At 69.2% G+C, this 23,291-nt stretch carries 26 protein-coding genes; 17 read left to right on the top strand and 9 right to left on the bottom strand.

Annotated features, from left to right (window positions below; translation table 11 throughout):
• Positions 1 to 9: 9 nt before the first annotated feature.
• Positions 10 to 669: a hypothetical protein gene (locus tag B4589_RS00905; RefSeq protein ID WP_079232488.1), complete on the bottom strand. Its 660-nt coding sequence runs from the start codon at positions 667 to 669 to the stop codon at positions 10 to 12.
• A gap of 86 nt (positions 670 to 755) precedes the next feature.
• On the opposite strand from B4589_RS00905, the gene B4589_RS00900 reads away from it, so the two are divergent.
• From B4589_RS00900 to surE, 3 genes are read left to right on the top strand one after another with little or no spacing between them, the layout of a single operon-like run.
• Positions 756 to 1,199: a DUF4112 domain-containing protein gene (locus B4589_RS00900; RefSeq protein WP_079232487.1), complete on the top strand. Its 444-nt coding sequence runs from the start codon at positions 756 to 758 to the stop codon at positions 1,197 to 1,199.
• Positions 1,200 to 1,242: 43 nt separating this feature from the next.
• Positions 1,243 to 2,064, top strand: a complete 822-nt coding sequence (locus B4589_RS00895) for an HAD-IIA family hydrolase (RefSeq protein ID WP_079232486.1) — start codon at positions 1,243 to 1,245, stop codon at positions 2,062 to 2,064.
• Between the two features lie 45 nt (positions 2,065 to 2,109).
• Positions 2,110 to 2,901 carry a 5'/3'-nucleotidase SurE gene (surE, locus tag B4589_RS00890; RefSeq protein ID WP_079232485.1) on the top strand — a complete coding sequence of 264 codons (792 nt, stop codon included), beginning with the start codon at positions 2,110 to 2,112 and terminating at the stop codon, positions 2,899 to 2,901.
• Positions 2,902 to 2,905: 4 nt separating this feature from the next.
• On the opposite strand, the gene B4589_RS00885 is transcribed toward surE, so the two are convergent.
• The 7 genes from B4589_RS00885 to B4589_RS00855 form a co-directional block, all read right to left on the bottom strand.
• Positions 2,906 to 4,624: a rhomboid family intramembrane serine protease gene (locus B4589_RS00885; protein WP_079232484.1), complete on the bottom strand. Its 1,719-nt coding sequence runs from the start codon at positions 4,622 to 4,624 to the stop codon at positions 2,906 to 2,908.
• Positions 4,625 to 4,683: 59 nt separating this feature from the next.
• Positions 4,684 to 5,841 carry a M24 family metallopeptidase gene (locus tag B4589_RS00880; RefSeq protein WP_079232483.1) on the bottom strand — a complete coding sequence of 386 codons (1,158 nt, stop codon included), beginning with the start codon at positions 5,839 to 5,841 and terminating at the stop codon, positions 4,684 to 4,686.
• A 155-nt stretch (positions 5,842 to 5,996) separates the two neighbouring features.
• The gene (locus B4589_RS00875) at positions 5,997 to 6,413 is read right to left on the bottom strand and encodes a hypothetical protein (protein ID WP_079232482.1); all 417 of its coding nucleotides are present in this window, start codon (positions 6,411 to 6,413) and stop codon (positions 5,997 to 5,999) included.
• 49 nt (positions 6,414 to 6,462) lie between these two features.
• Positions 6,463 to 8,007 carry a hypothetical protein gene (locus B4589_RS00870; protein ID WP_079232481.1) on the bottom strand — a complete coding sequence of 515 codons (1,545 nt, stop codon included), beginning with the start codon at positions 8,005 to 8,007 and terminating at the stop codon, positions 6,463 to 6,465.
• A gap of 66 nt (positions 8,008 to 8,073) precedes the next feature.
• Complete coding sequence (locus B4589_RS00865; protein WP_079232480.1) at positions 8,074 to 8,409, bottom strand: DUF4112 domain-containing protein; 336 nt, start codon at positions 8,407 to 8,409, stop codon at positions 8,074 to 8,076.
• On the bottom strand, positions 8,410 to 8,688 hold the full coding sequence (locus B4589_RS00860) for a UPF0058 family protein (RefSeq protein ID WP_079232479.1): 279 nt from the start codon (positions 8,686 to 8,688) through the stop codon (positions 8,410 to 8,412).
• 113 nt (positions 8,689 to 8,801) lie between these two features.
• Positions 8,802 to 9,014 carry a cell surface protein gene (locus tag B4589_RS00855; RefSeq protein ID WP_053947743.1) on the bottom strand — a complete coding sequence of 71 codons (213 nt, stop codon included), beginning with the start codon at positions 9,012 to 9,014 and terminating at the stop codon, positions 8,802 to 8,804.
• Between the two features lie 156 nt (positions 9,015 to 9,170).
• On the opposite strand from B4589_RS00855, the gene B4589_RS00850 reads away from it, so the two are divergent.
• Together B4589_RS00850 and B4589_RS00845 are read left to right on the top strand one after the other, a co-directional pair.
• Positions 9,171 to 9,761, top strand: a complete 591-nt coding sequence (locus B4589_RS00850; RefSeq protein WP_079232478.1) for a sulfite oxidase-like oxidoreductase — start codon at positions 9,171 to 9,173, stop codon at positions 9,759 to 9,761.
• A gap of 26 nt (positions 9,762 to 9,787) precedes the next feature.
• Entirely contained in the window at positions 9,788 to 11,116 is a 1,329-nt protein-coding gene (locus B4589_RS00845; protein ID WP_079232477.1) for an isochorismate synthase MenF, read from the top strand.
• 40 nt (positions 11,117 to 11,156) lie between these two features.
• Here the strand turns inward: B4589_RS00845 and B4589_RS00840 are convergent, their stop codons facing one another.
• Positions 11,157 to 11,468 carry a hypothetical protein gene (locus tag B4589_RS00840; protein WP_079232476.1) on the bottom strand — a complete coding sequence of 104 codons (312 nt, stop codon included), beginning with the start codon at positions 11,466 to 11,468 and terminating at the stop codon, positions 11,157 to 11,159.
• A gap of 102 nt (positions 11,469 to 11,570) precedes the next feature.
• Here B4589_RS00840 and B4589_RS00835 point away from each other — a divergent pair, with 102 nt between their 5' ends.
• The 12 genes from B4589_RS00835 to B4589_RS00780 all read left to right on the top strand — a co-directional run bounded on the left by B4589_RS00835 (position 11,571) and on the right by B4589_RS00780 (position 23,290).
• The gene (locus tag B4589_RS00835) at positions 11,571 to 12,206 is read left to right on the top strand and encodes an IS6 family transposase (RefSeq protein ID WP_079232475.1); all 636 of its coding nucleotides are present in this window, start codon (positions 11,571 to 11,573) and stop codon (positions 12,204 to 12,206) included.
• 61 nt (positions 12,207 to 12,267) lie between these two features.
• Positions 12,268 to 13,044, top strand: a complete 777-nt coding sequence (locus B4589_RS00830) for a DICT sensory domain-containing protein (protein ID WP_079232474.1) — start codon at positions 12,268 to 12,270, stop codon at positions 13,042 to 13,044.
• 372 nt (positions 13,045 to 13,416) lie between these two features.
• Positions 13,417 to 14,265 carry a hypothetical protein gene (locus B4589_RS00825; protein ID WP_079232473.1) on the top strand — a complete coding sequence of 283 codons (849 nt, stop codon included), beginning with the start codon at positions 13,417 to 13,419 and terminating at the stop codon, positions 14,263 to 14,265.
• A gap of 48 nt (positions 14,266 to 14,313) precedes the next feature.
• Positions 14,314 to 15,165 carry a universal stress protein gene (locus B4589_RS00820; protein WP_079232472.1) on the top strand — a complete coding sequence of 284 codons (852 nt, stop codon included), beginning with the start codon at positions 14,314 to 14,316 and terminating at the stop codon, positions 15,163 to 15,165.
• A gap of 69 nt (positions 15,166 to 15,234) precedes the next feature.
• Positions 15,235 to 17,043, top strand: a complete 1,809-nt coding sequence (locus B4589_RS00815) for a flippase activity-associated protein Agl23 (RefSeq protein ID WP_079232471.1) — start codon at positions 15,235 to 15,237, stop codon at positions 17,041 to 17,043.
• A gap of 67 nt (positions 17,044 to 17,110) precedes the next feature.
• Positions 17,111 to 18,271 (top strand): 5-(carboxyamino)imidazole ribonucleotide synthase, encoded by a 1,161-nt coding sequence (locus tag B4589_RS00810; RefSeq protein WP_079232470.1) that lies wholly within the window; start codon positions 17,111 to 17,113, stop codon positions 18,269 to 18,271.
• 2 nt (positions 18,272 to 18,273) lie between these two features.
• A complete protein-coding gene (gene purE / locus B4589_RS00805) occupies positions 18,274 to 18,882 on the top strand; it encodes a 5-(carboxyamino)imidazole ribonucleotide mutase (RefSeq protein ID WP_079232469.1) in 609 nt (202 codons plus the stop codon).
• Between the two features lie 119 nt (positions 18,883 to 19,001).
• Positions 19,002 to 19,415 carry an NADH-quinone oxidoreductase subunit A gene (locus B4589_RS00800; protein ID WP_079232468.1) on the top strand — a complete coding sequence of 138 codons (414 nt, stop codon included), beginning with the start codon at positions 19,002 to 19,004 and terminating at the stop codon, positions 19,413 to 19,415.
• A complete protein-coding gene (locus B4589_RS00795) occupies positions 19,412 to 20,113 on the top strand; it encodes an NADH-quinone oxidoreductase subunit B (RefSeq protein ID WP_079232467.1) in 702 nt (233 codons plus the stop codon). Before B4589_RS00800 ends, B4589_RS00795 begins: the two co-directional genes overlap by 4 nt.
• Positions 20,110 to 21,768, top strand: coding sequence for an NADH-quinone oxidoreductase subunit D (locus tag B4589_RS00790; RefSeq protein ID WP_079232466.1), 1,659 nt, complete (start codon positions 20,110 to 20,112; stop codon positions 21,766 to 21,768). The genes B4589_RS00795 and B4589_RS00790 overlap by 4 nt, the downstream gene beginning before the upstream one ends.
• A complete protein-coding gene (locus B4589_RS00785) occupies positions 21,768 to 22,832 on the top strand; it encodes a complex I subunit 1 family protein (protein WP_079232465.1) in 1,065 nt (354 codons plus the stop codon). The genes B4589_RS00790 and B4589_RS00785 overlap by 1 nt, the downstream gene beginning before the upstream one ends.
• A complete protein-coding gene (locus B4589_RS00780; RefSeq protein WP_079232464.1) occupies positions 22,829 to 23,290 on the top strand; it encodes an NADH-quinone oxidoreductase subunit I in 462 nt (153 codons plus the stop codon). The genes B4589_RS00785 and B4589_RS00780 overlap by 4 nt, the downstream gene beginning before the upstream one ends.
• Position 23,291: the final 1 nt, after the last annotated feature.

Genomic DNA, 23,291 nt, shown 5'->3' with positions numbered 1-23,291 from the left:
TGCGAGACGCTACGTCAGTGCGGTCCGGAGCAGCCCCGCGTAGTACTTCGGCGCGCTCTTGCGGGAGCGGGCCAGCGCGACCCGGAGCGCGTTCGCGGCGTCGTCGAACACGCCCGCCCCGTGGCCGACGAGCACGCGATCCGGGGAGAGATCACCGAGCGCCTTCCGCGGCGGGAACAGCCGCAGCGCCGGGTGGACGCCGAGTCGCTCCACGTCGGTGGTGAAGAAGCCGACCGTGCCGACGGCCTCGGGAACGATCAGCGTGCCACGATCGCGGTCGTACAGCGCCACCTCGTGCCAGAAGCGGTTGTCGATCACCGTGATCGTTCGGAACGCCGTGTCCGGCAGCGCGCGGCTGTACACCTCGGTCTCAGCGTCGAGGTCGTCCGCAACTCCCGACAGCCGTTCGGGCAGCGACACCGGGACATCGTGGCGCTCGGCCACGGCAGCGGCGTCGCGTTTGTGCCGGTCGAGCAGGAGCGTCACCCCCGCCACGTCGCCCAACGCCGCGAGTTCGTCGTCGAGCCCGGGAGCGTCGACGGGGTCGATCACCCAGATCCCGGCCTCGGTCTCGATCGCGTGGCTGGTGCGGTGCATTTCGTCGACCTCCTCGGCGAGCGTCCAGCTGATGCCGCCCTCCCAGCGATCGACGACGTCGAGCGTGGCCATACCTCCCGTTGGCTCTCACGATGCTTAACTCTCGGCGGCACCGGAGCGCCGCAGGGCTTACACTCGTCTGGACCCAACCACACAGTATGAGTGACGAGATCGCGGCGGCGTTCGACGGCATCGACCCGGAGGACGTTCCGGAATCGGTCGACCGTGCGGCGCTGGAGCGGATGCGCACCGTCGCGATGGTGCTCGACGAGTCGATCGAGATCCCCGTGATCGAGTACCGGATCGGTGTCGACCCGCTGCTCTCGATGATCCCCGGGGTCGGCGACGCGCTCAGCGCCGGGATCTCGCTGTACATCGTCGTCGAGTCCGCCCGGCTGGGCGTCAGCTTCACCACGCTGCTGGGGATGCTCGCCCGGATCACCGTCGACATGGCCGGTGGGTCGATCCCGATCGTCGGCCCGGCGTTCGACGCCGTGTTCAAGGCGAACAAGTGGAACGTCGAGGCCGCGATGGACGATCTGTTCGGTGAGGAAGAGCCCGACGACGACGCGGTGACGATCCCGGTCACGAAGCCGGAGTAACGCGAGCAGCGCCTTTTCGACCCCGCCGTCCCTTCTGCCCCCTATGAGCTACCACGGCGCCATCCTCGACGTGGACGGCACAATTCTCCGCGGCGAGGAGCCCCTCCCCGGCGCCGACGTCGGCCTCGCTACCCTCGACGCCCGGGGGGTTCGCCGACTGTTCGTCTCCAACAACCCCACCAGACCGCCCGCAGCGTACGCCGAGACGCTCCGGCGTGCGGGCATCGACGCCGAACCCGACGAGATCCTCACGGCCGGCGCGAGCACGGTCGCCTACCTCGGCCGGCACCACGCCGGCGAGACGGTGTATCTCGTGGGCGAGCGCGGGCTGCGCGAACAGCTGGAGAACGCGGGGTTCGACGTGGTCGTCGCGGGCAAACACGGCAACCCCGAGCGCGGCGTCGACGTGGCGGTCGTCTCGATCGACCGGGAGTTCGACTACGACACGCTCACGACCGCCGCGCGGACGGTCCGGAGCGAGGCGCTCCCGATCGTCGGCAGCGACCCCGACGCGGTGATCCCCGCCGCCGAGGGCGACGTGCCGGGGTCGGGCGCGATGATCGCCGCCGTCACCGGCACTGTCGAGCGCGAGGCCGAGGCCGTGCTCGGCAAACCCCACGCGATCACCCGGGAGTTGGCGTTGGATCGGCTCGACTGCGACGCGGCGGACTGTCTGGTGATCGGCGACCGGCTGGACACCGACATCGCGCTGGGCGCCGACGCGGGGATGACGACCGTGCTCGTGCGCTCGGGCGTGACCGACGACGCGCGGATCGAGCGCTCCTCCGTGACGCCGGATCACGTCGTCGACGACCTCTCGGGGATCGACGCCGTGCTCGAGGGGGACGCATCACGGTACGGCTGAGTCGGAGTCGAACCGCTTAACCGCGGTTCCGCCGCATCGCCGGACATGAGCGAGCCACGTATTCTGGTGACCAACGACGACGGGATCGAGAGCCCGGGGTTCCGGGCACTGTACGAGGCGCTCGAGGCGGTCGGTGATCCGGTCGCGGTCGCGCCGTACTCGAACCAGAGCGCCGTCGGCCGCGCCCGGTCGTTCGAGGCGACGGTTCACGAGTACGAACTCGGCTACGCCGTCGAGGGGACGCCCGTCGACTGCGTGATCGCGGGCGTCGAGGCGCTCTGCCCGGACGTGGACGTGGTCGTCGCCGGCTGCAACAAGGGGGCGAACCTCGGCTCGTACGTGATGGGCCGGTCCGGGACCGTCTCGGCGGCCGTCGAGGCGACCTTCTTCGACGTGCCGGCGATCGCCGTCTCCCAGTACGTTCCGACCACCGACGGCGAGGAGTTCGAGAGCATCTCGCCCCCGAAAGAGGCGTACACCGACGCCTGCGACGCCGCGGCGTACCTGGTCGAGGAGTCGCTCGACTCCGGCGTGTTCGCGGAGGCGGACTACCTCAACGTCAACGCCCCCGCGCCCGACGCGCACGACGGCCGGCCGCCGATGACCGTCACCGAACCCTCGCCGCTGTACGCGATGAGCGCCGAGTTCGACGGCGAGACGATCCGGCTCGAGGACAACATCTGGCAGCGGATGCAGACCGGCGAGATCCCCGACGAGAACGGCACCGACCGCCGCGCGGTCGTCGACGGCGAGATCAGCGTCTCGCCGCTGACGGCGCCTCACTCCGTCGAACGCCACGACCGCCTCGACGAACTGGCGGCGCTGTACGCCGAGTAGTCGGTCAGTTGTACGTCTCTGCCTCCAGCACCGTCACGCGAGTCCCGTCGTGGACCGCGACGATGCGGTCGTTCTGTCCGTAAAACGTCACGTTCTGCACGGTCACCGACTCGTTGGTCGCCGGCAGCGGCCGCCGGATAGTGTCGTTCCCCTCGCTCACGAGGAGGTGGAACGACTCGTTGCCCGCGGCGACGGAGACGTTCTGGTTCGCGATCCTCGGCTCCGCGTGTGCGGGAGCGGAGCTGAACACGGTCCGACGCTCGCCGCCGTCGTCGAGCGCGACGGTGTAGGCGGTGCCACCGCCGACCGCGCTCCACCCGCGCCGGACCGCAGTCACCGTCTCCCGCCAGCCGACCCCGCCGACGATGACGGTCGACCGGCCGTTGGCGGCGAGTCGCCCCCGCGGGACCACCGACAGCCAGATCTTCCTGTCGGGGTTCGAGACGATCACCCCCGAGGTGGTGACCTGTGTGGTCTCGCCGAACAGGGTGACGGGGACCGCCGACACCATCTCGTTCTCGACCCCCTCGGCGTAGGTGATCTCGTAGCCGCGGACGGTCGCGGGCTCGCCCGGCAGGTCGCCCTCGGTGGAGACGAGGTTGACCGCGACCGCGGGGCCGGAGAACGCGGCGGCCACGACCACGATCGCGGCGATCGCGACCTGGCGCACCGACAGCGACGCGAGCGCCGCGCGCCAGGAGTCGTCGCCGCCTGCGTCGTCCCCCGCGAACGGACGGCGGTCCGGCCCGGCGGCGGCGACGACGATCAGCGTCGCCGACAGCGCGACGAGACCGAGGCCGACCGCGCGGTAGAGCACGTAGTCGGTGCCGCCGCGGTACCAGTACACCGCCCAGAGCGACTGGGCGCTGGCGAGCAGGAGCGCGCCGGCGAACAGCCGTGCCGGCGACGGGGGGTCGCCGCTACGGCGGCGCAGTAGTAGCGCGCTCAGCACGACGCCCACGAGCAGGCCGATCGCGTGCCCCTGGATCGCGATATCCGCGAACCAGGGCGTGACGAACCGCGAGCGCCCCGAGGCCGTGATCGTTGGGTTCTGGAGCGCGTTGTAGAGGAGGTTCAGCAGATCCGACGCCACCAGCGCCAGCACCGTCCCCAGCGGGTAGCGCACGAGCGCGAACCCCGCGAACGCGAACACGACCCCCGAGAACCCGATGACGGCGCCGATCGTGAACAGCGTGAGGACGACGCCGACGACGGCGACCGCGAGCGGGAACAGCAGAAACGCGCGGGCGATGGGGCTCCGGCAGAGTGCGGCGAGTCGTTCACGGAGCGTGGACGGCTGGGGATCCCCGGGGTGGTCCGCACCGTGCGGGTAGTGACCGACGGCGTACTCCACGATCGGTGCGAGCGTGAGCGCGCCGAAGAGGTTCCCCAGCAGGTGGCCCGGGCCGGCGTGGGCGAACCCCGCGACGAGCATCCCCAGCGGTTCGAAGTACGACCACGCGCGGAACGGGATGACGACCGGCCGGTACCAGTGTGCGTAGCCGCCCTGAACGAACAGGTACACCGCGAGCACGCCGAGGACGGTGACGGCGGTGCCCCACGGCACGCCGAGCACGAACCGATCGCGGAGGCGGGCCGGGAGACGGCCGTCGTCGAGCCAGAGTGCGACTGCGGCGCCGCCCAGCAGCGCGACGACGACGAACGCGCGCTGGAGCAGTCCCCACGGCACTGCTCCGAACTGGAAGGCGGGCGAGACGGGCATGGGCGTAGTACTGCCGTCACCGGACTTGAAAGCTCGCCCATCGGCGTGGGCGACGGTCTCTACTCGTCCAGTCGCCAGAGATCGGTCTGTGGCTCGACCACGAACTCGGTGCCGTCCTCGGTCACGCGCACCATCTCCTCCTGCCCGACGTACCCCAACTCGGTGTCGAGGCCGAGTTCGAGCGTGTACACCTCGCCCGGGCGGACCTCGCCCTCGACGGCCTCGCCGTAGCGGTCCCACTCGGGACCCAGCAGCGTACCGCCGTCGTGGGCGGTTCGGCCGACCTGGTGGCCGAGCGCGTGGTCGAACAGGTCACGGTCGCGCGCGACCAGTTCCGCGCGAGCGCGGGCGTCGACACGGTGGCCGACGACGCCGGGTTCGAGCACGTCACGCCCGGCGTCGATGGCCGCGCGCACGTCCTCGAACGCCTCGACGAGCCCATCGGCCGGCTCGCCCCGAACCCAGACGCGCTGGAGATCCGCAGCGTACTCGTTTCGGACGACGCCGAAGTCGACGTGGAGCAGTTCGCCCTCGGGGACGGTTCGGTCGCCCGGGAGCGTGTGGCCCACCTCGGCGTCGCCGCCGGCGTGGACCGTCGGGCAGTACTCCCACGACCACGCGCTGTCGTATCCAGCCTCGCGCATCCGTTCGTGGAGGAAGTCGGCCAGCTCGGCTTCGGTCGTCTCGGGGGTCCACTCCGCCGCGGCGTCGTGGAGGAGGTCGAGCGTCGTGTCCGCGGCTGTCTCGATCCGTCGGTGCTCGGTTTCGGACTTGATCCCGCGCACGTCGGCGACGACCCCGCTCGCGCTGACGAACTCCCGGTCCGGGAGCAGGTCGTCGAGCTTCAGGAACAGCCCGTGGCTCAGGCCGTCGGCGACGGGGTCGTCGCGGTCGAAGTTCAGCGCGAGCCGGTCGGCGTCCATCCGGGAGATCGTGTCCCGCAGGTCCTCGCGGATCGACTCGTCGTACGGGCGGACCTCGTGGACCCCGAGATCCTCCGCGGTCGGGGCGTCGTGCCGGCCGAGGATCACGGTCGACTCCTCGGGGCCGATCACGACCGCGGTCGGCCAGACGACGTCGAACCCCAGCACGTACGGGAGCGATGGCTCCCGGGTCTCGGTCGTCTCCCGGCAGAAGATCACCCACGCGTCGGCGTCGCTGTCGGCGACGGCGGCGCGAGCCTGATCGACTTTCTCGCTGACGAGGGCGGCGTCCATAGTCGTCCCTGTCGCGGGGAGGGTTTAGCTTCGGGGGAGCGAGATCACTTCACGCGGAGAGTATCAGCGACAGCGGGAGCGCGAGCAGCATCCCGGCCACGATCAGCGAGACCCCCGTTCGTTTGACGCGGCGCTCGTACTCGTCGATGTCGCCGTCACGACTGCCGGCCGAGTACGAACGAGCCGACCAGATACACGCCGACGGCGACCGCGAGGGCGATCGCGACGCCCAGCAGGAGGTCGGGCCCGCGGGCGAACCCGACGGCGAGCATGACGATCGCCCCCATCTCCAGCCCCAGGCCGAACACGCCGGGGCCGGTATCACGGGAGATCCGTTCCATCGCCGGGCCGAACCCGTCGTCGTCCTCCTCCTGGGCGGCCGAGAGACTCAGGAACCACGGGAGGAAGAGGAACGTGCCGAGGCCGGAGAGGCCGCCGATCGCGACACCGTACGGGACGCTGTCGAGCGTCATCACGCCGACCGCGGTGAACACGACGATCTGCATCACGCCCGAGCCAACACCCAGCATCGTGAGGAACTGTTCGCTCGGTTGGTCGCCGGTGGAGGACATGCGCGGCGGTTGCGAGTGCCCCGGCATAAATCGGTCGACTGCGGGGCCGTCAGTACGCGAACAGCGTCCAGAGCCACTCGCCGAGGGTTCGGTCACCGAGCTCGTCCGGGCGCTCGACGCGCACGTCGCCGGTCTGGACCTCGTACCGGACGTGCCGGTCGATCGCTCGCTCGCCGGTCGCGTTCAGCCGTGTCTCGCCGCCGAGCAGCACCCCCTCGTCAGTGTCGATCCGCATCCGCGTCCAGGCCGCCTCGTAGCTGCCGTTCTCGGCGGGTGGCAGCCCCGTCGCGCGGGCGATGGCGTCGCCGCCGGTCAGTTCGACCGTCATCGTCCCGTCCCCACGCTCGACGGTCCGCCACCCGTCGGTCGTCGCGGGGACGCGGGGGGCGAACCCCCCGCTGACGTCGTACCCCGGGGCGACGCGCCAGTACACCGGCACCGCGCGGACGGATCGCTCCTCGACTTCGCGCCCGCCGAGGGCGTACAGTTCCCACCTGACGCCGGCGGAGTAGTCGACGCCGGCGTCGACGTACGCGGTGTGGGTTCTCCCTGCCGCGTCGTCGATGGTCGTCCGGTACGCACGCTCCTCCCGGTCGATCGCGGCGACGGCACGGAACCCGGAGTCGTACGCCGCGACCACGCGGCTGTCGCCCGCGCTGGTGCGCTCGACGGCGGTCGCGTAGGCAGCCGTCGCGTCCGCGGGCAGATCGACCGCGTTGTCGGCGACGCCCGCGTCGGGCGTCGGTCGCGTCTCCGTCAGACGAACCGCGCTCGCACCGACGACGAGCCCGGAGACGACGAGCGCGGCGAGTGCGACCCGCCGGACTGGCACTGGGCCGACGGAGGCAGTCCATCCGGCCCGCGCGACCTGAACCGGGTACGCGACCGCACCCAGCAACACGGCAGTCACGGTCAGCAGCCCCGCGGTCAGCGCGAACGCGGGGGCCGGATGCCCGGGCGTCTGCTGGACGACGAGTCTCGTGACAGGAACCATCGCGGTCAGGAACACGCCCGCGCCGAGCAGGCCACAGGCGGCGTGGAGCGAGAGCGATCCGAGGAGGTCGCGGGGGGAAGCGAGCGCACGCAAGGGCGCGCGAACTGCTGTCCCCGTCGACGCCCCGGCAGCCAGCCGCGACAGCGCCGGCACGAGCAGCCCCCACGCGACGATCATCGCGGCCGCGACGCCGGGTAGCGGCGCGAGCAGAACGACGAACGGCGGGACCGAGCCGCCGAGCGCGTACACCGTCGCGCGGACCGGGGTGTCGATCAGCAGAAAGCCGGCGACGCCGAGCGCAAGCGCGACGGCGTGGCCGACGACCGCCGCGGCGAGCAGGCGTCGATCGAACCGTTCGCGGAGGGTTTCGGGGTGTAAATCCGGGACTGTCTCGAGGTCGTCGACCGCCATGCGGAACGCGGGTGCAGCGGCGCCGAGCAACGGGACGGCGGCGATCGGTGGACAGACGACCGCGAGGATCGGGTTCACGACAGCCAGCGGCGCTCTGAGGAGCGCTTCGAGCAGGAACGCCGCGGCGACGACGCCGAGAACCCTGGGACGGTTGAGGGCGACGCGGAGGCCGGCACGGCGTGAGGACATGGCTCGCGGATCGCCCCTCACTCGCAAAAACGTTCCTCTCGAGGGTGAACGCCTGCCGTCCCGCGGTCAGTCGGCGTCGACGTACCGTTCGATCCGGGCGACGTTCCGGCGGTTGGCTTTGAACGCGATGTCGAACAGGTCGCCGAGGATCGGGACGCTCCCGAGAACGGCCTCGGCGGCGACGAGCAGCAGCATCCAGAGGCAGACACGTTTGGGCACCCCCAGCCGGTACCCCTGGTAGACGATGTACGTCGACGGGAGGACGATCAGCCAGTCGCCGGCCACCGGGAGGAGGCCGACGATCCCGTCGAACCCGATCTCGCCGACGATCGGGAGCGTGAACGCGGCGTCCAGCAGCTCCGCAATCGCGCGGGCCCGAGCCAGCCGGGCCGGCTCGGCCATCTACAGCCGGCTCTCGGCGTCGTCGGCGAGCTCCTGCATGCGCTTGCCGATCCGGCCGGCCGAGGAGAACTCGTCGTCGCTCATCGCGCTCGCGAGCGCGTTGCCCAGCACGAACACGGCGTGTTTGTGCTCGCTCTTGGATTTGTGGACGTGGGAGGGGTCGACGTCCAGCTGGTCGTACTCGTCGAACGTACCGTCCTCGACGTCCTCCCGATCCCGGAAGTTCTCCATGATGATGACCATCTGTTCGTGGAGTTCGAGCAGTTCGTCCTTGTGCATACCCGAACCACGCGGTTCCGGCGGTTAAACGTTATTGGGGAATCCCTCACACGGACCGGGGCGAACGCGACAGCCACGGCTCCCCGGTGCGGGCGTGCCTCGTAAAAAGGAGGTTAGAAGACGTACTCGTCCTCGTGGCCCATCATGCCCTCCTCCTCGTACTCGGGCTCCTCGTCGTCCATCGGGCCACTGGTCTTGTACGCTTTCAGTCCCGTCGAGAGCAGCTCCTCGACGGCCTCGTTTCGGTCCACGAACTCGCCCTGCTCGACGAGCTGTGCGATCTGCATCTCGAGGTGCTCGGGGACGGTGAGGTCGACCTTCGGCATCTGTCAGAGGAGCTTGGCCGAGCGGGTATTTAAGCTCGTTGGCGGAGGGCCACCCGGCGAGAACGTGTCGTCGAGCCGTTTCCCGAGCGGGGGTCCGATCGCCGGCGACCCGTCGATTCCGATAGCCATAGGTGAACGGGTCCACTGTGTTCGACTATGCCTACGGACGTGACGGCGCTGCACGAGGAGTTCGGCGGCGAACGCCTCCCGCCGGGCCAGCGGCAAACCGAGAGCTTCCCGGTGCTCTCGAAGGGGGAGACGCCAGCCGTCGACGACGACTGGACGTTCACCGTCACGGGCGCCGTCGAGGCGGAGCGGGAGTTCTCGGCCGCGGAGTTCAAAGACATCGCGCCCGAGACCCAGCTCCAGGACTTCCACTGCGTCACCGGCTGGTCGAAGTTCGACTGCGAGTTCACCGGGCTCCCGTTCCCCGAACTCGCCGACGCGGTCGGCGTCCGGGACGAGGCCGAGCACGTCATGTTCCACGCCCACGACGGCTACACGACCGACCTCCCGCTCGCGGACTGTAACCGCCGAGAGGTGCTGTTCGCGTGGGCGTTCGACGGCGAGCCCCTGCCCGCCGAGCACGGCGGGCCCCTCCGGGTAGTCACGCCGCACAAGTACGCCTACAAGGGCGCGAAGTGGGTGAAGGGTGTCGAGTTCCTCACCGAGCCCGAACTGGGCTACTGGGAGAAGCGGGGGTACTCCGACTCCGCGAACCCGTGGAACGAGGAGCGGTACAGTTAGGGACGACCCGGGAGAAAGGGAGCCAGATGGAGTCACCGCGGCAGGCCGGCATCGACCCGGCCGAGACGACGCTCGTCGCCGAGAGCCGGGAGGTGCCGGACGCCTCGTTCCGCGCGTTCCTCGCCGGTCGGGAAGCGCCCCGTGTCCACTGGGCCGCCCCGGACGGGCTGGAAGTGGTCGGCGCTGGCGAGGCCGTCCGACTGAACGGCGACGGAAGCGAACGGTTCGGGACGGTCCGTGACGCCGCCGAGGCGACGTTCGGCGACGCGCCGATACCCGACGGCGCCGCCAGGCCCCGCTTCTTCGGCGGCGCCGCGTTCCACGACGACCACGAGCCCGCGTCGCCGTGGGAGGGGTTCCCGCCGGCGACGTTCGTGCTCCCGCGAGTACAGTTGGTCCGCACCGACGACGCCACCCAGCTCACGGTCGTCCGCGCCGACGGCGACAGGGACGCGCTCGAACACGATATCGGCCGTATCGCCGAGGATATCGCCGATCTGCCGGCGATGCGCCCCGTGGGCGATCCGCCGGGCGTGGTCGCGAGCCGCCGGACGACGACGGAGGCCGAGTGGACCGAAAGCATCGAGGCGGCGGTCGAGCGCATCGAGGCCGGCGAGCTACGGAAGGTGGTGCTGGCGGTCGCGCTCGCGGTCACGCTGGAGGAGGCGGTCACCATCCCGGACACGCTCGAACGGCTGCGGCGCTCCTACCCCGACTGCTTCCGCTTCCTGGTCCAGCCGACCGACGAGGCGGGCTTCTTCGGCGTCCCGCCCGAGCGGCTGGTCCGCCTCGACGGCCGGCACGCCCGGACGGAGGCGCTCGCGGGCACGGTCGCCCGCGGGGAGACGCCCGAGGAGGACGCCGCGCTCGCGGACTCGCTGCGTTCGAGCGAGAAGCTCCAGCACGAGCAGGCGCTCGTCGCGGAAGCGATCGAGGACCACCTCGCGCCGATGGGGGCGGTGTCCGTCGGCGAACAGGGCGTCCGGAAGCTGGCGACCGTCCAGCATCTCCACACGCCGATCGAGGCCGACCTCGACGACGACCGACACGTGCTCGACCTCGTCGAGGCGCTGCACCCAACGCCCGCCGTGGGTGGGATGCCGCCGGAGACGGCGGAGCGCGTGATCCGGGAGACCGAGACGTTCGAACGCGGGTGGTACGCCTCCCCCGTCGGGTGGTTCGACGCCGACGGCGACGGGGAGTTCGCGGTCGCCATCCGGGCGGCCGTCGCGGGGGGGCGACGCGCGACGCTGTTCGGGGGCAACGGCATCGTCGCCGACAGCGACCCCGCGGCCGAGTGGGAGGAGGTCGTGATGAAGTTCGAGCCGATACTCGCGGCGCTGGAGGCGGAGTGAGCGCGGCGGAGCCGACCGTCGCAGGACGGATCGATCGGAGTCAGCCTTCCACGGGCTCGGACCAGTAGATGCGGAGCCCGCGACCGACCGCACCGACGACGACCGCCTGCACGTAGAGGAACGCGTATATCTCGACCCAGAGCCACGGCGGGCCGCCGGCGAGCAGGAACTCGTTGTAGAGGAACGTGTCGAGCAGCAGCGCGGCGGCGATGGCGGGCGCGCCGACGAGCAGCGCTTCCCGGGGGAGGACCCCCCACTCCGCGAGCGCGACGGCCGCGCCCGTCACGGCGAACACGCCGAGGGTGATACGACCGAGGAGAACGTCCGTGTACGCGTTCGGCTGGAGGGCCATACCCGTCGTTCGTGCGGCGGTCGACAAGTCGTTTGCCCCGGGAGTGATCGGCGGTGTTCAGATAAGGATGAAGAGTGAGGCGGGACGATCTTTGAGTGGTTCATGCTCGAAATCGCCCGCCTCAACGGAGGTAGCGACTGCTTCGAGTTAGATTTTCTGGAGCGAGAGGCGACACCCGAGCCCGCGATGAAGCTCGGTATCCGGCTCCATCTGGCTGGACTATCACTTTCGGATACCATCTCGGTTCTCGATATGTTGGGTGTCGAACGGTGTCGCACGACCGTTCACAACTGGGTGCAGAAGGCCGATCTACAGCCCCTCGACGGTGCGAACCCGGATCACGTCGCGGTTGACGAAACCGTGATCCAACTCAACGACGAACGGTTCTGGCTGTACGCAGCAGTCGATCCTGCAACGAACCGCTTGCTGCACGTCAAGCTCTCTCCGACGAGAAATCAAGCGATTACCGAGATGTTCCTCGCTGAACTCCGCGACAAACATCTCGTTGATGACGCACTCTTTCTCGTCGATTCTGCAGCCTGGTTGAAAGCTGCACTCCATCGACACGGCCTCGATTACAGATACGAGAAACACGGTAATCGGAACAGCGTCGAACGTGTCTTCCGAGAACTAAAACGACGAACCAACCAGTTCTCAAACTGTTTCAGTCACGCCGAACCAAACACCGTCGAAAATTGGCTTCAAGCGTTCGCCTTCGCATGGAACCAGCTTATCTGAACACTACCGGAGTGATCCGCCGAAGAGCATATACTGTCGACCGTCGAACGCTGGAACCAACATGTCGCTGCGGCGGTTCGTCGACGGGTACGAGGGCGCCGAACGGGCGCTCGTGCTCGCGAACCGGAGTCAGCCCGAACAGCTCCGGTCGATGCTCGCGGGGGTGTTCGAGCGACAGTCGGTGCGCGTCGACGAGGCCGTCGTCGAGGGCGTCCCGGACGACACCGTGCTGCTGCTGGACGGGACGGGGAGCGTGGTCGCCCGCTCGCCGCTCGACGCGGTCTCGGCGTCGCTGCTGTTCACCAACTCCGACGCGTTCATCACCGGCTCGACCGGCCTCGACGAGATCGAGCTCCCGGACGTGATCAGCGGACTGGAAGGGGTCAACTTCCGGCTCCGGGGGTTCCCACGCTCCCACAAGGAGAAGCTGCTGTTGATCGCCGTCTCCCGGCAGATCGAACGGACCGCGTGGGCGCACGACGACGGCACCCACCGCGCCTCGTTCCAGCGACTCTCCCGCATCGTGGACGAACAGGGGACCCAGCGTGTCTACCGCCGCCTGGGCGAGAGCGACGTCGACACCCACGTCTACGGCGTCGACGACGGCGACGTCGACTGGTCGGCGGAGCTCGAGGTGACCGTCCACACCGGCGAGTCCCCGGACTACCGCGACTCGTGGTTCGTGATCTACCGGCCCCCCGAGGCCGAGCAGCCCGGCACACCCGACCCGTTCGCGCTGCTCGCGGTGCAGGACGACGACGGCGTCTGGGACGGGTTCTTCACCTCCGGCCCCGAGGAGGCGCTGGCGGTCGACGACTACGTCCGGCGATCGCTCTGAATCGGGGTCGGCGGCTTTATGTCGCGGACGCCCGAACGGTCGCGTATGTCCACGAAAGCCAAACTGCTGTTGGTGCTCGCGTTCGTGACGCTCGTCTACTTCCTCGTCGGGAGCGAGGCAGAGCCCGTCGAAGTGGAAGTCGAGTCCGAGGAGTAACACCGATCGCGGCGCGTGACCTGCCGAGGCCTCCGTGCCTCGGCGACGGAGCGTGATGCCGCGATCGTGTTGTACGCCGACCGCGGCGCGTGACCTGCCGAGACCGCCGTGTCTCGGCCACGGAACGTGATGCCGCGGTCGTGTAACCTGCCTTTTTCGAAACGAGCGGCCGGCGGGAGCGAACCACTTACCCGCCGCCGCGCCCTCTTTCCCACCATGTACGGGGTCGTCACGCGCAACGAGGAGGAGGTGGAGTGGCCGGCGTTCGACCGCGGGTTCTACGAGGTGAAGGACGTGACCGGCCGGGCGGCCGAACCGCTGTCGAACGCGGTGAACATGGTGTCCTGTTTCGGCGACACCGCCGCCGGGAAGTCGAGCCCCGAACTCGTCCCGGTCGACGACGAGGGGAACAAGGCGACCCGCGAGCAGCCCTACTTCGACTGGGGGTATATCTGCCCGACCCACGAGGAGTACCGCGAGGGGCTGCTGGAGACGATTTCGGACTGCGCCGCGGCCAACGAGGACGTCCGCCTCGACGACGTCGGCTTCCCGCGGGCGGAGTACTGTCGGTGCGATCGGTGTGAGCGGCTGTTCGAAGAGAGCGAGTACGACGACCGGTTCGACTGGCGCGCGAGCGTGATCACCGAGTTCGTCGCCGAGGCGAGCGAGCGCATCCCCGGGAAAACGTACCTCACGCTCTACCCCGACCCCTATCCCGGCCACCTGTTCGAACGGGCCGGGCTGGATCTCTCGATGCTCTCGGCGTACGTCGACGAGTACGTCGTCCCGCTGTACGACATCCACTACGCGACGACGTACTGGCTGGAGACGATCGCCTCGGGCTTTCAGGACCTGCTGGGCTGGTCGCCCGAGACGCCCGAGGCCGGCACGCCGTTCTCGATCGAACTGTACGCCGTCGAGGTGGACGTCGACGACCTGATCCACGCGACGGAGGTCGCGGAGCGCTACGGGAACGACGTGTTCTTCGGCTACGACGCCAGCAACGCCCAGGCTGCGATCCGGCGGAAGGACGCCGACGAGCGCGAGGGCGTGAGTCACGGCTGACCGGCGTCCGCAACAGCGCTTACTTACCCCCCGCCCCAACGCCGGGACATGTACGACAGTATCCTCCTGCCCGTCGACGAGGCTGCCGTCGAGAGCAGCCTGCTCTACCACGCCGCCGAGCTCGCCAACTGGGACGACGCGACCATCGAACTGCTGTACGTCGCGGACACCGGCCGGGACAGCGTGACGGTTTCCGGCGAGGGAGACGTGGTCGATGCGCTGGTCCGGGAGGGGGAGGACGTGGTCGACGAGGCCTCGGGCGTGCTCGACTCGCTGGGTGTCGAGTACGACACGAGCGTCCAGCAGGGATCGCCCGCGAAGACCATCGTCGACTACGCCGAACACGAGGACCACGATTTGATCGCGATGCCGACCCACGGCCGCGAGGGGCTCTCCCGGTACCTGCTGGGCAGCGTCACCGGGAAGGTGGTCCGGCTGGCGCCGATGCCCGTGCTCACCGCCCCGTTGGAGGAGGAGGGGTTCGAGTTCCCGTACGAGGGGATGCTGCTCCCCACGGACGGGAGCGACGAGGCGCTCCGGGCGGCCCGACACGGTCTCGACTTCGCCGCTGAACTCGACGCCGACGTGCACGTCCTCACGGTGACCGACGACTCGCTGCTCGCCGACGCGTTCGACGGCGGCGAGGAGGCGAGTTCGAGCGAAGCCGTCGACGAGGTTGTCGAAGCTGCCGAACGACGCGGGATCGAGAACGTAACCACTCACGTCGAGACCGGCGACCCCGACGACGAGATCCTCGGCACCGTCGAACGGGAGGCGCTGGACGCGGTCGTGATGGGGACGACCGGCCGCCACGGGCTCGACCGCGTGCTGCTGGGTAGCGTCGCCGAGAAGACCGTCCGGCAGGCGGAGGTGCCCGTGATCACGGTGGGCGACAACTGAGCCGAGAAGTCACGACCGGCTGGGCCTGAAACCCACAGAGCTTCAAACCTCGCCGCGGAACGCCCGGCCATGTCACCGACGGCGCGGGGGTCGAGCCAGTCCGACCGCGCGAGTCGTCGCACGCTCGGCGCGCTTGTCGTTCTCGCCGCCCTCTCGCTCGCGCTCCGCCTGTTCGATCTCGGCGGCCGGATCTTCCACTGGGACGAGGGCCGGGTCGGCTACTGGATCCTGCGCTACCACGAGACCGGGCAGTTCCACTACCGGCCGATCATCCACGGCCCGTTCGTCCAGCACGCCGACGCGCTCCTGTTCCACGTCGTTCCGGCGACCGACTTCTGGGCGCGGGTGCCCGTCGCGGTCGTCACCGCGGCGCTCCCCCTCACGGCGTGGCTGCTCCGGCGCCACCTCGACGACCGCGAGATGGTCGCGCTCGGCGCGCTGCTGACCGTCCAGCCGCTGCTGCTCTACTACTCGCGGTTCATGCGCTCGGACATGCTCGTGGGCGCGTTCGCGTTCGCGGCGTTCGCGCTGCTCGTGCGGGCGTTCGACACCCGCCGGCTCGCGCCCGCGGTCGCCGCGAGCGCCGCGCTCGCGCTCGGGTTCGCGAGCAAGGAGAACGCGATCCTCTACGTGGCCTGCTTCGGCGGCGCCGCCGCGGTGTGCTACGACCACCGACTCGTGCGCGCGGCGACCGACGACGGATCGCGAGGGTGGAGCCGCGTTCGATCCGATCTCGCCGCGGTCGAGGCGTGGGTCGACCGCCGCTCGGGCGAGCTCCCGGTTGTCGTCTGGTTCGGGGGCGCGCTCGCGGCGCTTGCGGGGACGTTCCTCGCCGTAACGGTGGTGATGTACGCGCCACGGCCCGAGATCTGGGGCGCGCTCTCGTCGGTCGGGAGCCTGTTCGGCGTGCTCGACGCCGCGCTGGTCGACACCGCGACCGAACTGGTGGAGACGTGGTTCGAGCGCGACGGCGGCGACCGCTCCTACCTCGCCTTCTTCCACGACACGCTGGAGACGCTGGCGTTCGGCGCGCCGGTCGTGCTCGCCTTCGCCGTGATCGGCGTGCTCGCGGAGGGCTACGGCGTCTTCACGGACCGCGACGAACCGCGCCGTCGCCTGCTCGTCTCGTTCTGTCTGTACTGGGCCGCCGCCAGCGTCGTCGGCTACCCGATCGCGACCGACATCCAGGCGCCGTGGGCCGTCACCCACGCGGTGCTGCCGCTGACGGTGCCGGCCGCGGTCGGCACTGCGGCACTCGTGGGCGCTGTCGAACGGGGGCTGACCACGCGAGACGAGTCGGTCGTCGACGCGCTCGGACGCGTCGCCGGGGGTGAACGCCTCCAACTGGGAACGACCGCGCTGGTCGCGGTGCTGCTGCTTTCGGCGGGCAGCGTCGGCGTGGTCGGCCTGAACGCCGACTACTGGAACAGCGCGAACCAGGAGGACAAGCAGGTGCTCCAGTGGGCCCAGCCCGGGAACGACCTCCAGCATACGGTCGACGACGTGGCTGCCATCGCCGCCGAGAACGAGGGGACGGACGTGCTGTTCTACGGCACTGGCTCGGGGAGCGCGGTGCAGTTCCACGTCGCGAACGAGTCGAGCCTCGACCAGCCGCCGCCGGGCGGGCCGTCCTGGCACTCCCGACTGCCGCTCCCGTGGTACCTCGAACGCGCCGACGCGAACGTCAGTTCCAGCCACCCGGACACGGCGCCTGAGGAGGCGCTCGCCGACGCGCCGCCGGTCGTGATCGCCCACGACGACGCACGGAACGAGGTCGCGGCCGAGCTCGACGGGTATACGGTCCGCGAACACCGCTTCAAGCTCTGGGGCGAGGATATCGTCGTGTTCCTCGACCGTGACGCGCTGGCGAGCGTGTGAGCACGAACGTGTCTATCTCGAGCACGATGCAGCAATCCTTATACACACTCGTCCGGAAGCGTCGCGCATGAGCGTCACGCTGCCCGGACCCACGCTCGGCGTCGTCGGCGGCGGCCAGCTCGGCCGGATGCTCGCCGAGGCCGCGTCGCCGCTGGGCGTCGACGTGGTCGTGCTCGACCCGACACCCGACTGCCCGGCCGCGCGGGTCGCCGACCAGATCGAGGGCGAGCTCGACGACCCCGACGCGGTCCGCGAGCTCGCCGAACGCGCGGACGTGCTCACCTTCGAGATCGAGACCGCCGACCCCGAGCTGCTCGCGGAGGTCCGCGCCGAGACCGGGACGCCCGTTCACCCCGACCCCGAGACGCTGGCGGTCACGGGCGACAAGCTCCGGGAGAAGGAGATGCTCGCGGGCGCGGACATCCCCGTGCCGGAGTTCGTCCCTGCAGGCAGTCCGGCCGCCGCCGAGAACGCCGTCGACCGCTTCGGCGGGACGATGCTGAAAGCCCGCGAGGGCGGCTACGACGGCCGCGGGAACGAGCCAGTGACCGACCCGGACGCCGCCGAGCGAACGCTGGCGACCGTCGGCGGCGACGCGGTCGCGGAGGAGCTGCTCGACTTCGACCGCGAGCTCGCCGCGATCGGCGTTCGCGGGACGGACGACGAGACCCGCGTGTTCCCGATCACGGAGACGATCCACCGCGAGGAGATCCTGCGCGGGACGGTGTCGCCGCCGCGTGTCGACGACGCGACGCGGGAGCGCGCCCGCGACGTCGTCACGGACGTGCTGGCCGAACTCGACGGCCGCGGCGTGTTCGGCGTCGAACTGTTCGACGTGGACGGGGAGATCCTCGTCAACGAGATCGCGCCGCGTCCCCACAACTCGGGCCACTGGACGATCGAGGGCGCCGCGACCTCGCAGTTCGAGCAGCACGTCCGCGCCGTGCTCGGCTGGCCGCTCGGCCCCGTCGAGCGCGCCGCGCCGACCGCGTCGTCGAACGTGCTGGGTGACGTGCAGGCGCCCGAGGAGGCGACCCTCTCGGGCGTCGAGACCGTGCTCGATGCGCCGGACGCCAGCCTCCACTGGTACGGCAAGCGCGAGGCGCGGCCGCTGCGGAAGATGGGCCACGTGACCGTGGTCGACTCCGAGGCCAACGGTCCGGACGAAAACGCCGAACGCGCGCTCGAGACCGCCGAACAGCTCCGCGACTCACTCACCTTCCAGTAATGATGGCTTCAGTCACCGACCTGATCGACCGCCTCGAATCGGACGCCGCCGCCGACCGGCCGGCCGAAACGACCCCCGACGTGGGGATCATCATGGGGTCGGACTCCGACCTCGACACGATGCAGGGCGCGTTCGACGCGCTCGACGCGCTGGACTTCGCGGAGCAGACCGACCACGCCGATCCCCCGGAGGGGCGGTTCAGCTACGAGTCCTACGTCGTCTCGGCTCATCGAACGCCGGATCTCATGTACGCCTACGCCGAGACTGCCGAGGATCGCGGGCTGGACGTGGTGATCGCGGGCGCGGGCGGGAAGTCGGCGGACCTGCCGAACATGACCGCCTCGATCGCGTTCCCGCTGCCCGTGATCGGCGTGCCCGTCCAGGAGAAGTCCGTCGACTCCGTGATCGGGATGCCCACGGGCGCGCCGATCACCGCCGTCGACGCCGGGAAATCGTACAACGCCGCGCTCTCGGCCGCGCAGATCCTGGCGCGTGAGTACCCCAAAATTCGGGACCGGCTGGTGGACCTACACGACGAACGACGGGAGGGCGTCGGCGACGTGTCCGCCGCGTTGCACGATCTGGGCGTCGAGAAGTTCCGACAGCGGTAGTCGGCCCCCCGTTCGAGACCCCCGCTACCGCGGTACGAAACCACACGCTCGCCCGCGCGGGGAAATGAACGCTTAAGAGCCGTGGGGTCGAACCTCGCTAACGTTACGGAGAACCCGATATGAATCCATGGATAGCTATCGGCGCGCTGGCGCTCGTGGCTGTCGGCATCCCCATCGGTATGATGGTGGTGTCGGCGCTGCTTCGTCCCAGCGTGCCCGAACAGGGGAAAAGCGCCGTCTACGAGAGCGGCGAGATCCCGACGGGGACGACGCGCATCCGGTTCAACATCCAGTACTACATGGTTGCGCTGCTGTTCGTCGTCTTCGACATCGAGACCGTCCTCATCTTCCCGTGGACGGTCATCTACCGACCGGCACTCGAAGGGGGCGCCACCATGATGGAGGTGCTCGCGCCGATGCTCGTGTTCATCGCCGTGCTGGTCGTCGGGCTCGTCTGGGCGTGGCGGCAGGGCGCCGTGCAGTGGGTGTCCAGCCCGCGCGCGCTCGAAGAGAAGACGGAGGCCAACCAATGAGCAGCGAACGAGAACTATTCCGAACCGACGACGCGAAAGTACAGACCGACACCCGCGACGCCCGCATGAGCGGGCAGGGCGACCGGTTCAACTCCAAGCTTCGCGAGGCGTTCGGCTCCTCGCCGTTCATCCTCACGAAGTTCGACAAGTTCATGAACTGGGTGCGGGGCTCGTCGATGTTCATGCTGCAGTTCGGGATCGCCTGCTGCAGCATCGAGATGATGCACACGTACGCGGTCAAGCACGACCTCGACCGCTTCCACGCCGGCGTTCCGCGGGCATCGCCCCGGCAGGCCGACGTGATGATCGTCCCGGGGACGATCGTCTCGAAGTTCGCCCCGCGGATGAAGCGCGTGTACGACCAGATGCCCGAGCCCAAGTTCGTTGTCGGGATGGGCTCCTGTACCATCTCCGGCGGCCCGTTCCAGGAGGGGTACAACGTGATCAAGGGCGCCGAGGAGGTCATCCCGGTCGACATCCACGTCCCGGGCTGCCCGCCCCGCCCCGAGGCGCTGGTGTACGGCGTCGCGAAGCTCCAGGAGCGGATCGCCAACGGCGAGGCGTCGCCGGTGACGGTGAAGCCGTACGAGCTCGAACAGTTCGGCGACCTCGAACGCGACGAGATCGTGGACGAGCTCGCCTCCGAGATCGACGAGGAGGATCTCGTGATGCGGTACAACTGGGCTGATTCACCATGAGCCTGCAGGAGGAGGAGACGCCGGAGATCGAGGCCGACGAGAGCGAGCTCGAGGCGCTGCTCGACGACCTCGTCGTCGACCGCGACGACCACATGAATGCGCCGGCGTTCGTGATCCGGCCCGACTCGGTGCAGGAGACGCTCGGCCGGCTCAAGAACGAGGCGGGGTACGACCACCTCTCGCTGGTGACCGCCGAGGAGTACCCCGACCGCTACGAGTCGATCTACCACCTGAAGAAGTTCGACGACCCGACCGACGAGGTCAGCGTCGTCGTTCCGACCGACGCGGAGAACCCCGTCAGCGAGTCGGCGGAGCCGGTGTTCCGGACCGCCGACTGGCACGAGCGCGAGGCGTACGACCTGGTGGGGATCGAGTACGACGACCACCCGGACCTGCGCCGGATCCTCCTGCCGGAGACGTGGCAGGGCCACCCGATGAGCCGTGACTACGATCAGGACCGGCCACAGATGGTCCCGCTGCGGGAGCACGCCAACCCCCTGCAGGAGGACCAGCGCTCCGACGCCGACTCGGACACGATGTTCGTCAACATCGGTCCGCACCACCCGGCGACCCACGGGGTGCTCCACCTCGAGACCACGCTCGACGGCGAGCAGGTGATCGACGTGGAGCCGGACATCGGCTACCTCCACCGTAACGAGGAGCAGATGGCCCAGAACGGCACGTACCGTCACCAGATCATGCCGTACCCCGACCGCTGGGACTACATCTCGGCGGGGCTGCTCAACGAGTGGGCGTACGCCCGCGCAGCCGAGGACCTCGCGGACATCCAGGTGCCCGAGTACGCACAGGTCATCCGCACCATGGGCGCGGAGCTCTGCCGGATCGCGGCCCACATGCTCGCCGTCGGGACGTTCGCGCTCGACATCTACGGCGACTTCACCGCGATCTTCATGTACGCGATCCGGGACCGCGAGAAGGCCCAGAACATCCTCGAGGACCTGACGGGCCAGCGGCTGATGTTCAACTACTTCCGGCTCGGCGGGGTCGTCTGGGACCTGCCCGAGCCCCGCGACGAGTTCTTCCAGAAGACCCGCGAGTTCGTCGACGAGCTGCCCGACCTGCTCGAGGAGTACCACGACCTCATCACGGGCAACGAGATCCTCCAGATGCGGACCGTCGACACGGGGGTCCTGCCGACGGAGGTCGCGAAGAACTACGGCGCGACCGGACCCGTCGCCCGCGGCTCCGGCATCGACTACGACCTGCGCCGTGACGACCCGTACGGCTACTACGACGAACTCGACTGGGAGGTGCCCGTCGAGGACGGCTGTGACAACTTCAGCCGCCTGCTCGTCCGCCTGCGCGAGGTCGAGGAGTCCGCGAAGATCATCGAGCAGTGTGTCGACATCCTCGAGGACTGGCCCGAGGACGAGCGGAACATCCAGGCTAACGTCCCGCGGACGCTGCGCCCGGAGGACGACAAGGAGATCTACCGCACCGTCGAGGGCGCGAAGGGCGAACTCGGCGTGTACATCCGCGCCGACGGCACCGAGAAGCCCGCCCGGTTCAAGATCCGGAGCCCGTGCTTCTCGAACCTCCAGACCCTGCCGGAGATGAGCAACGGGGAGTACATCCCCGACATGATCGCCGCGCTGGGTAGCCTCGACATCGTGCTCGGGGAGGTGGACCGGTGATGCTGCAGGCCGAGAGCCCGCTCCCGGACCTGCTCGCGAACCTGCTCGGGCTCGGCGGCTTCGGCGTCGTCGGCGAGTTCGTCGCCGCGCTGATCGCGGCGTTCCTCGTCGGCAACGTGATGCTCGCGATGACCGGCGTCGCCGGCCCGTGGGCGAAGCGAAAGATCACGGCGAAGTTCACCGACCGCATCGCCGCCAACCGGATCGGCCCCGCCGGGATCGGGACGATCCCCGCGGACGCGGTCCGGCTGCTGGCGAAGGAGCTGATCGTTCCGGAGGGCGCGGACCGCCCGGCGTGGGACATCGCGCCGCTGATCGTCGCCGGCTCGGCGATGCTCGGCTTCGCGGTGATCCCGATGGGGAGCGGCATCCAGCTCGCCGACCCCGAGGTCGGCCTGGCGTACGTGTTCGCCGTCGCCTCGATCGCCAGCCTCGGGCTGGTGATGGCGGGGTACGCGTCGAACAACAAGTACTCGATGCTTGGTGCGCTGCGCGCGGTCGCCCAGAACCTCGCCTACGAGATCCCCCTCGTCGTGACGGGGCTCTCGGTAGTGCTGTTCACGGGGTCGCTCCGGATGAGCGAGATCGTCGCCGTCCAGCAGGAGACGCTGGTGACGCTCGGCGGCGTCGCGATCCCGTCGTGGTTCGCGATCGTCAATCCGTTCGCCTTCGTCCTGTTCGTCGCCGCGAACGTGGCGGAGGTCGGACGGAACCCGTTCGACATCCCGGAGGCGCCGACGGAGATCGTCGCGGGGTTCCAGACCGAGTACTCCTCGGTGTACTTCGTGCTGCTGTACCTGGGTGAGTTCCTGCATATCTTCCTCGGCGGCGCCATCACCGCGGTGCTGTTCCTCGGCGGCGCGGCCGGCCCCGGCCCGGAGAGCATCGGCTTCCTCTGGTTCGTGGTGAAGATCTGGGGCTTCTTCCTGTTCACCCAGTGGCTGCGCTCGGCGGCGCCGCGCCTGCGTATCGACCAGCTGATCGAGATCGGTTGGAAGGGGATGCTCGAACTCTCCTTCCTGAACCTGGTGCTCACGGCCCTGATCGTGGGGGTGGTTGTATGATCGGAATTCTGAAAGGCATGGCGACGACGATGAAGCACGCACTGGACGGCAACACCTTCACGGTGGAGTACCCGGAGGTGGCGCCGGAAGTCAGCCCGCGGTTCCGCGGGGTCCACAAGTTCAGTCAGGAGCGCTGTATCTGGTGTCGGCAGTGTGAGAACGTCTGTCCGAACGACACGATCCAGATCGTGATGGACGACCAGCGCAACGGGGAGGAGTACAACCTCCACGTCGGCCAGTGTATCTACTGCCGGCTGTGTGAGGAGGTCTGCCCGACCGACGCAATCATCCTGACCCAGAACTTCGAGTTCACGGCGGACACCAAAGACGAGCTCGTCTACAACAAGGAACAGTTGAAGAACGTGCCGTGGTACAAGGGGAGCGACCCCCTCGAAGCCCGCAATCCCGACCGATCCGCGTGGGTCGGCGAGGGGGCGGGCGAGGTCGACTACCAGTAAA

It is taken from the genome of Halolamina sp. CBA1230, assembly GCF_002025255.2.
In the GTDB taxonomy this organism is placed as follows: domain Archaea; phylum Halobacteriota; class Halobacteria; order Halobacteriales; family Haloferacaceae; genus Halolamina.
This window is presented reverse-complemented; position numbering and strand designations above follow the sequence as displayed.

What these genes read in the sequence shown, in the direction of transcription:
- B4589_RS00905 (WP_079232488.1), bottom strand. Translation starts at nt 669, where the DNA reads ATGGCCACGCTCGACGTCGTCGATCGCTGGGAGGGCGGCATCAGCTGG.
- B4589_RS00900 (WP_079232487.1), top strand. Translation starts at nt 756, where the DNA reads ATGAGTGACGAGATCGCGGCGGCGTTCGACGGCATCGACCCGGAGGAC.
- B4589_RS00895 (WP_079232486.1), top strand. Translation starts at nt 1,243, where the DNA reads ATGAGCTACCACGGCGCCATCCTCGACGTGGACGGCACAATTCTCCGC.
- surE (WP_079232485.1), top strand. Translation starts at nt 2,110, where the DNA reads ATGAGCGAGCCACGTATTCTGGTGACCAACGACGACGGGATCGAGAGC.
- B4589_RS00885 (WP_079232484.1), bottom strand. Translation starts at nt 4,624, where the DNA reads ATGCCCGTCTCGCCCGCCTTCCAGTTCGGAGCAGTGCCGTGGGGACTG.
- B4589_RS00880 (WP_079232483.1), bottom strand. Translation starts at nt 5,841, where the DNA reads ATGGACGCCGCCCTCGTCAGCGAGAAAGTCGATCAGGCTCGCGCCGCC.
- B4589_RS00875 (WP_079232482.1), bottom strand. Translation starts at nt 6,413, where the DNA reads ATGTCCTCCACCGGCGACCAACCGAGCGAACAGTTCCTCACGATGCTG.
- B4589_RS00870 (WP_079232481.1), bottom strand. Translation starts at nt 8,007, where the DNA reads ATGTCCTCACGCCGTGCCGGCCTCCGCGTCGCCCTCAACCGTCCCAGG.
- B4589_RS00865 (WP_079232480.1), bottom strand. Translation starts at nt 8,409, where the DNA reads ATGGCCGAGCCGGCCCGGCTGGCTCGGGCCCGCGCGATTGCGGAGCTG.
- B4589_RS00860 (WP_079232479.1), bottom strand. Translation starts at nt 8,688, where the DNA reads ATGCACAAGGACGAACTGCTCGAACTCCACGAACAGATGGTCATCATC.
- B4589_RS00855 (WP_053947743.1), bottom strand. Translation starts at nt 9,014, where the DNA reads ATGCCGAAGGTCGACCTCACCGTCCCCGAGCACCTCGAGATGCAGATC.
- B4589_RS00850 (WP_079232478.1), top strand. Translation starts at nt 9,171, where the DNA reads ATGCCTACGGACGTGACGGCGCTGCACGAGGAGTTCGGCGGCGAACGC.
- B4589_RS00845 (WP_079232477.1), top strand. Translation starts at nt 9,788, where the DNA reads ATGGAGTCACCGCGGCAGGCCGGCATCGACCCGGCCGAGACGACGCTC.
- B4589_RS00840 (WP_079232476.1), bottom strand. Translation starts at nt 11,468, where the DNA reads ATGGCCCTCCAGCCGAACGCGTACACGGACGTTCTCCTCGGTCGTATC.
- B4589_RS00835 (WP_079232475.1), top strand. Translation starts at nt 11,571, where the DNA reads ATGCTCGAAATCGCCCGCCTCAACGGAGGTAGCGACTGCTTCGAGTTA.
- B4589_RS00830 (WP_079232474.1), top strand. Translation starts at nt 12,268, where the DNA reads ATGTCGCTGCGGCGGTTCGTCGACGGGTACGAGGGCGCCGAACGGGCG.
- B4589_RS00825 (WP_079232473.1), top strand. Translation starts at nt 13,417, where the DNA reads ATGTACGGGGTCGTCACGCGCAACGAGGAGGAGGTGGAGTGGCCGGCG.
- B4589_RS00820 (WP_079232472.1), top strand. Translation starts at nt 14,314, where the DNA reads ATGTACGACAGTATCCTCCTGCCCGTCGACGAGGCTGCCGTCGAGAGC.
- B4589_RS00815 (WP_079232471.1), top strand. Translation starts at nt 15,235, where the DNA reads ATGTCACCGACGGCGCGGGGGTCGAGCCAGTCCGACCGCGCGAGTCGT.
- B4589_RS00810 (WP_079232470.1), top strand. Translation starts at nt 17,111, where the DNA reads ATGAGCGTCACGCTGCCCGGACCCACGCTCGGCGTCGTCGGCGGCGGC.
- purE (WP_079232469.1), top strand. Translation starts at nt 18,274, where the DNA reads ATGGCTTCAGTCACCGACCTGATCGACCGCCTCGAATCGGACGCCGCC.
- B4589_RS00800 (WP_079232468.1), top strand. Translation starts at nt 19,002, where the DNA reads ATGAATCCATGGATAGCTATCGGCGCGCTGGCGCTCGTGGCTGTCGGC.
- B4589_RS00795 (WP_079232467.1), top strand. Translation starts at nt 19,412, where the DNA reads ATGAGCAGCGAACGAGAACTATTCCGAACCGACGACGCGAAAGTACAG.
- B4589_RS00790 (WP_079232466.1), top strand. Translation starts at nt 20,110, where the DNA reads ATGAGCCTGCAGGAGGAGGAGACGCCGGAGATCGAGGCCGACGAGAGC.
- B4589_RS00785 (WP_079232465.1), top strand. Translation starts at nt 21,768, where the DNA reads ATGCTGCAGGCCGAGAGCCCGCTCCCGGACCTGCTCGCGAACCTGCTC.
- B4589_RS00780 (WP_079232464.1), top strand. Translation starts at nt 22,829, where the DNA reads ATGATCGGAATTCTGAAAGGCATGGCGACGACGATGAAGCACGCACTG.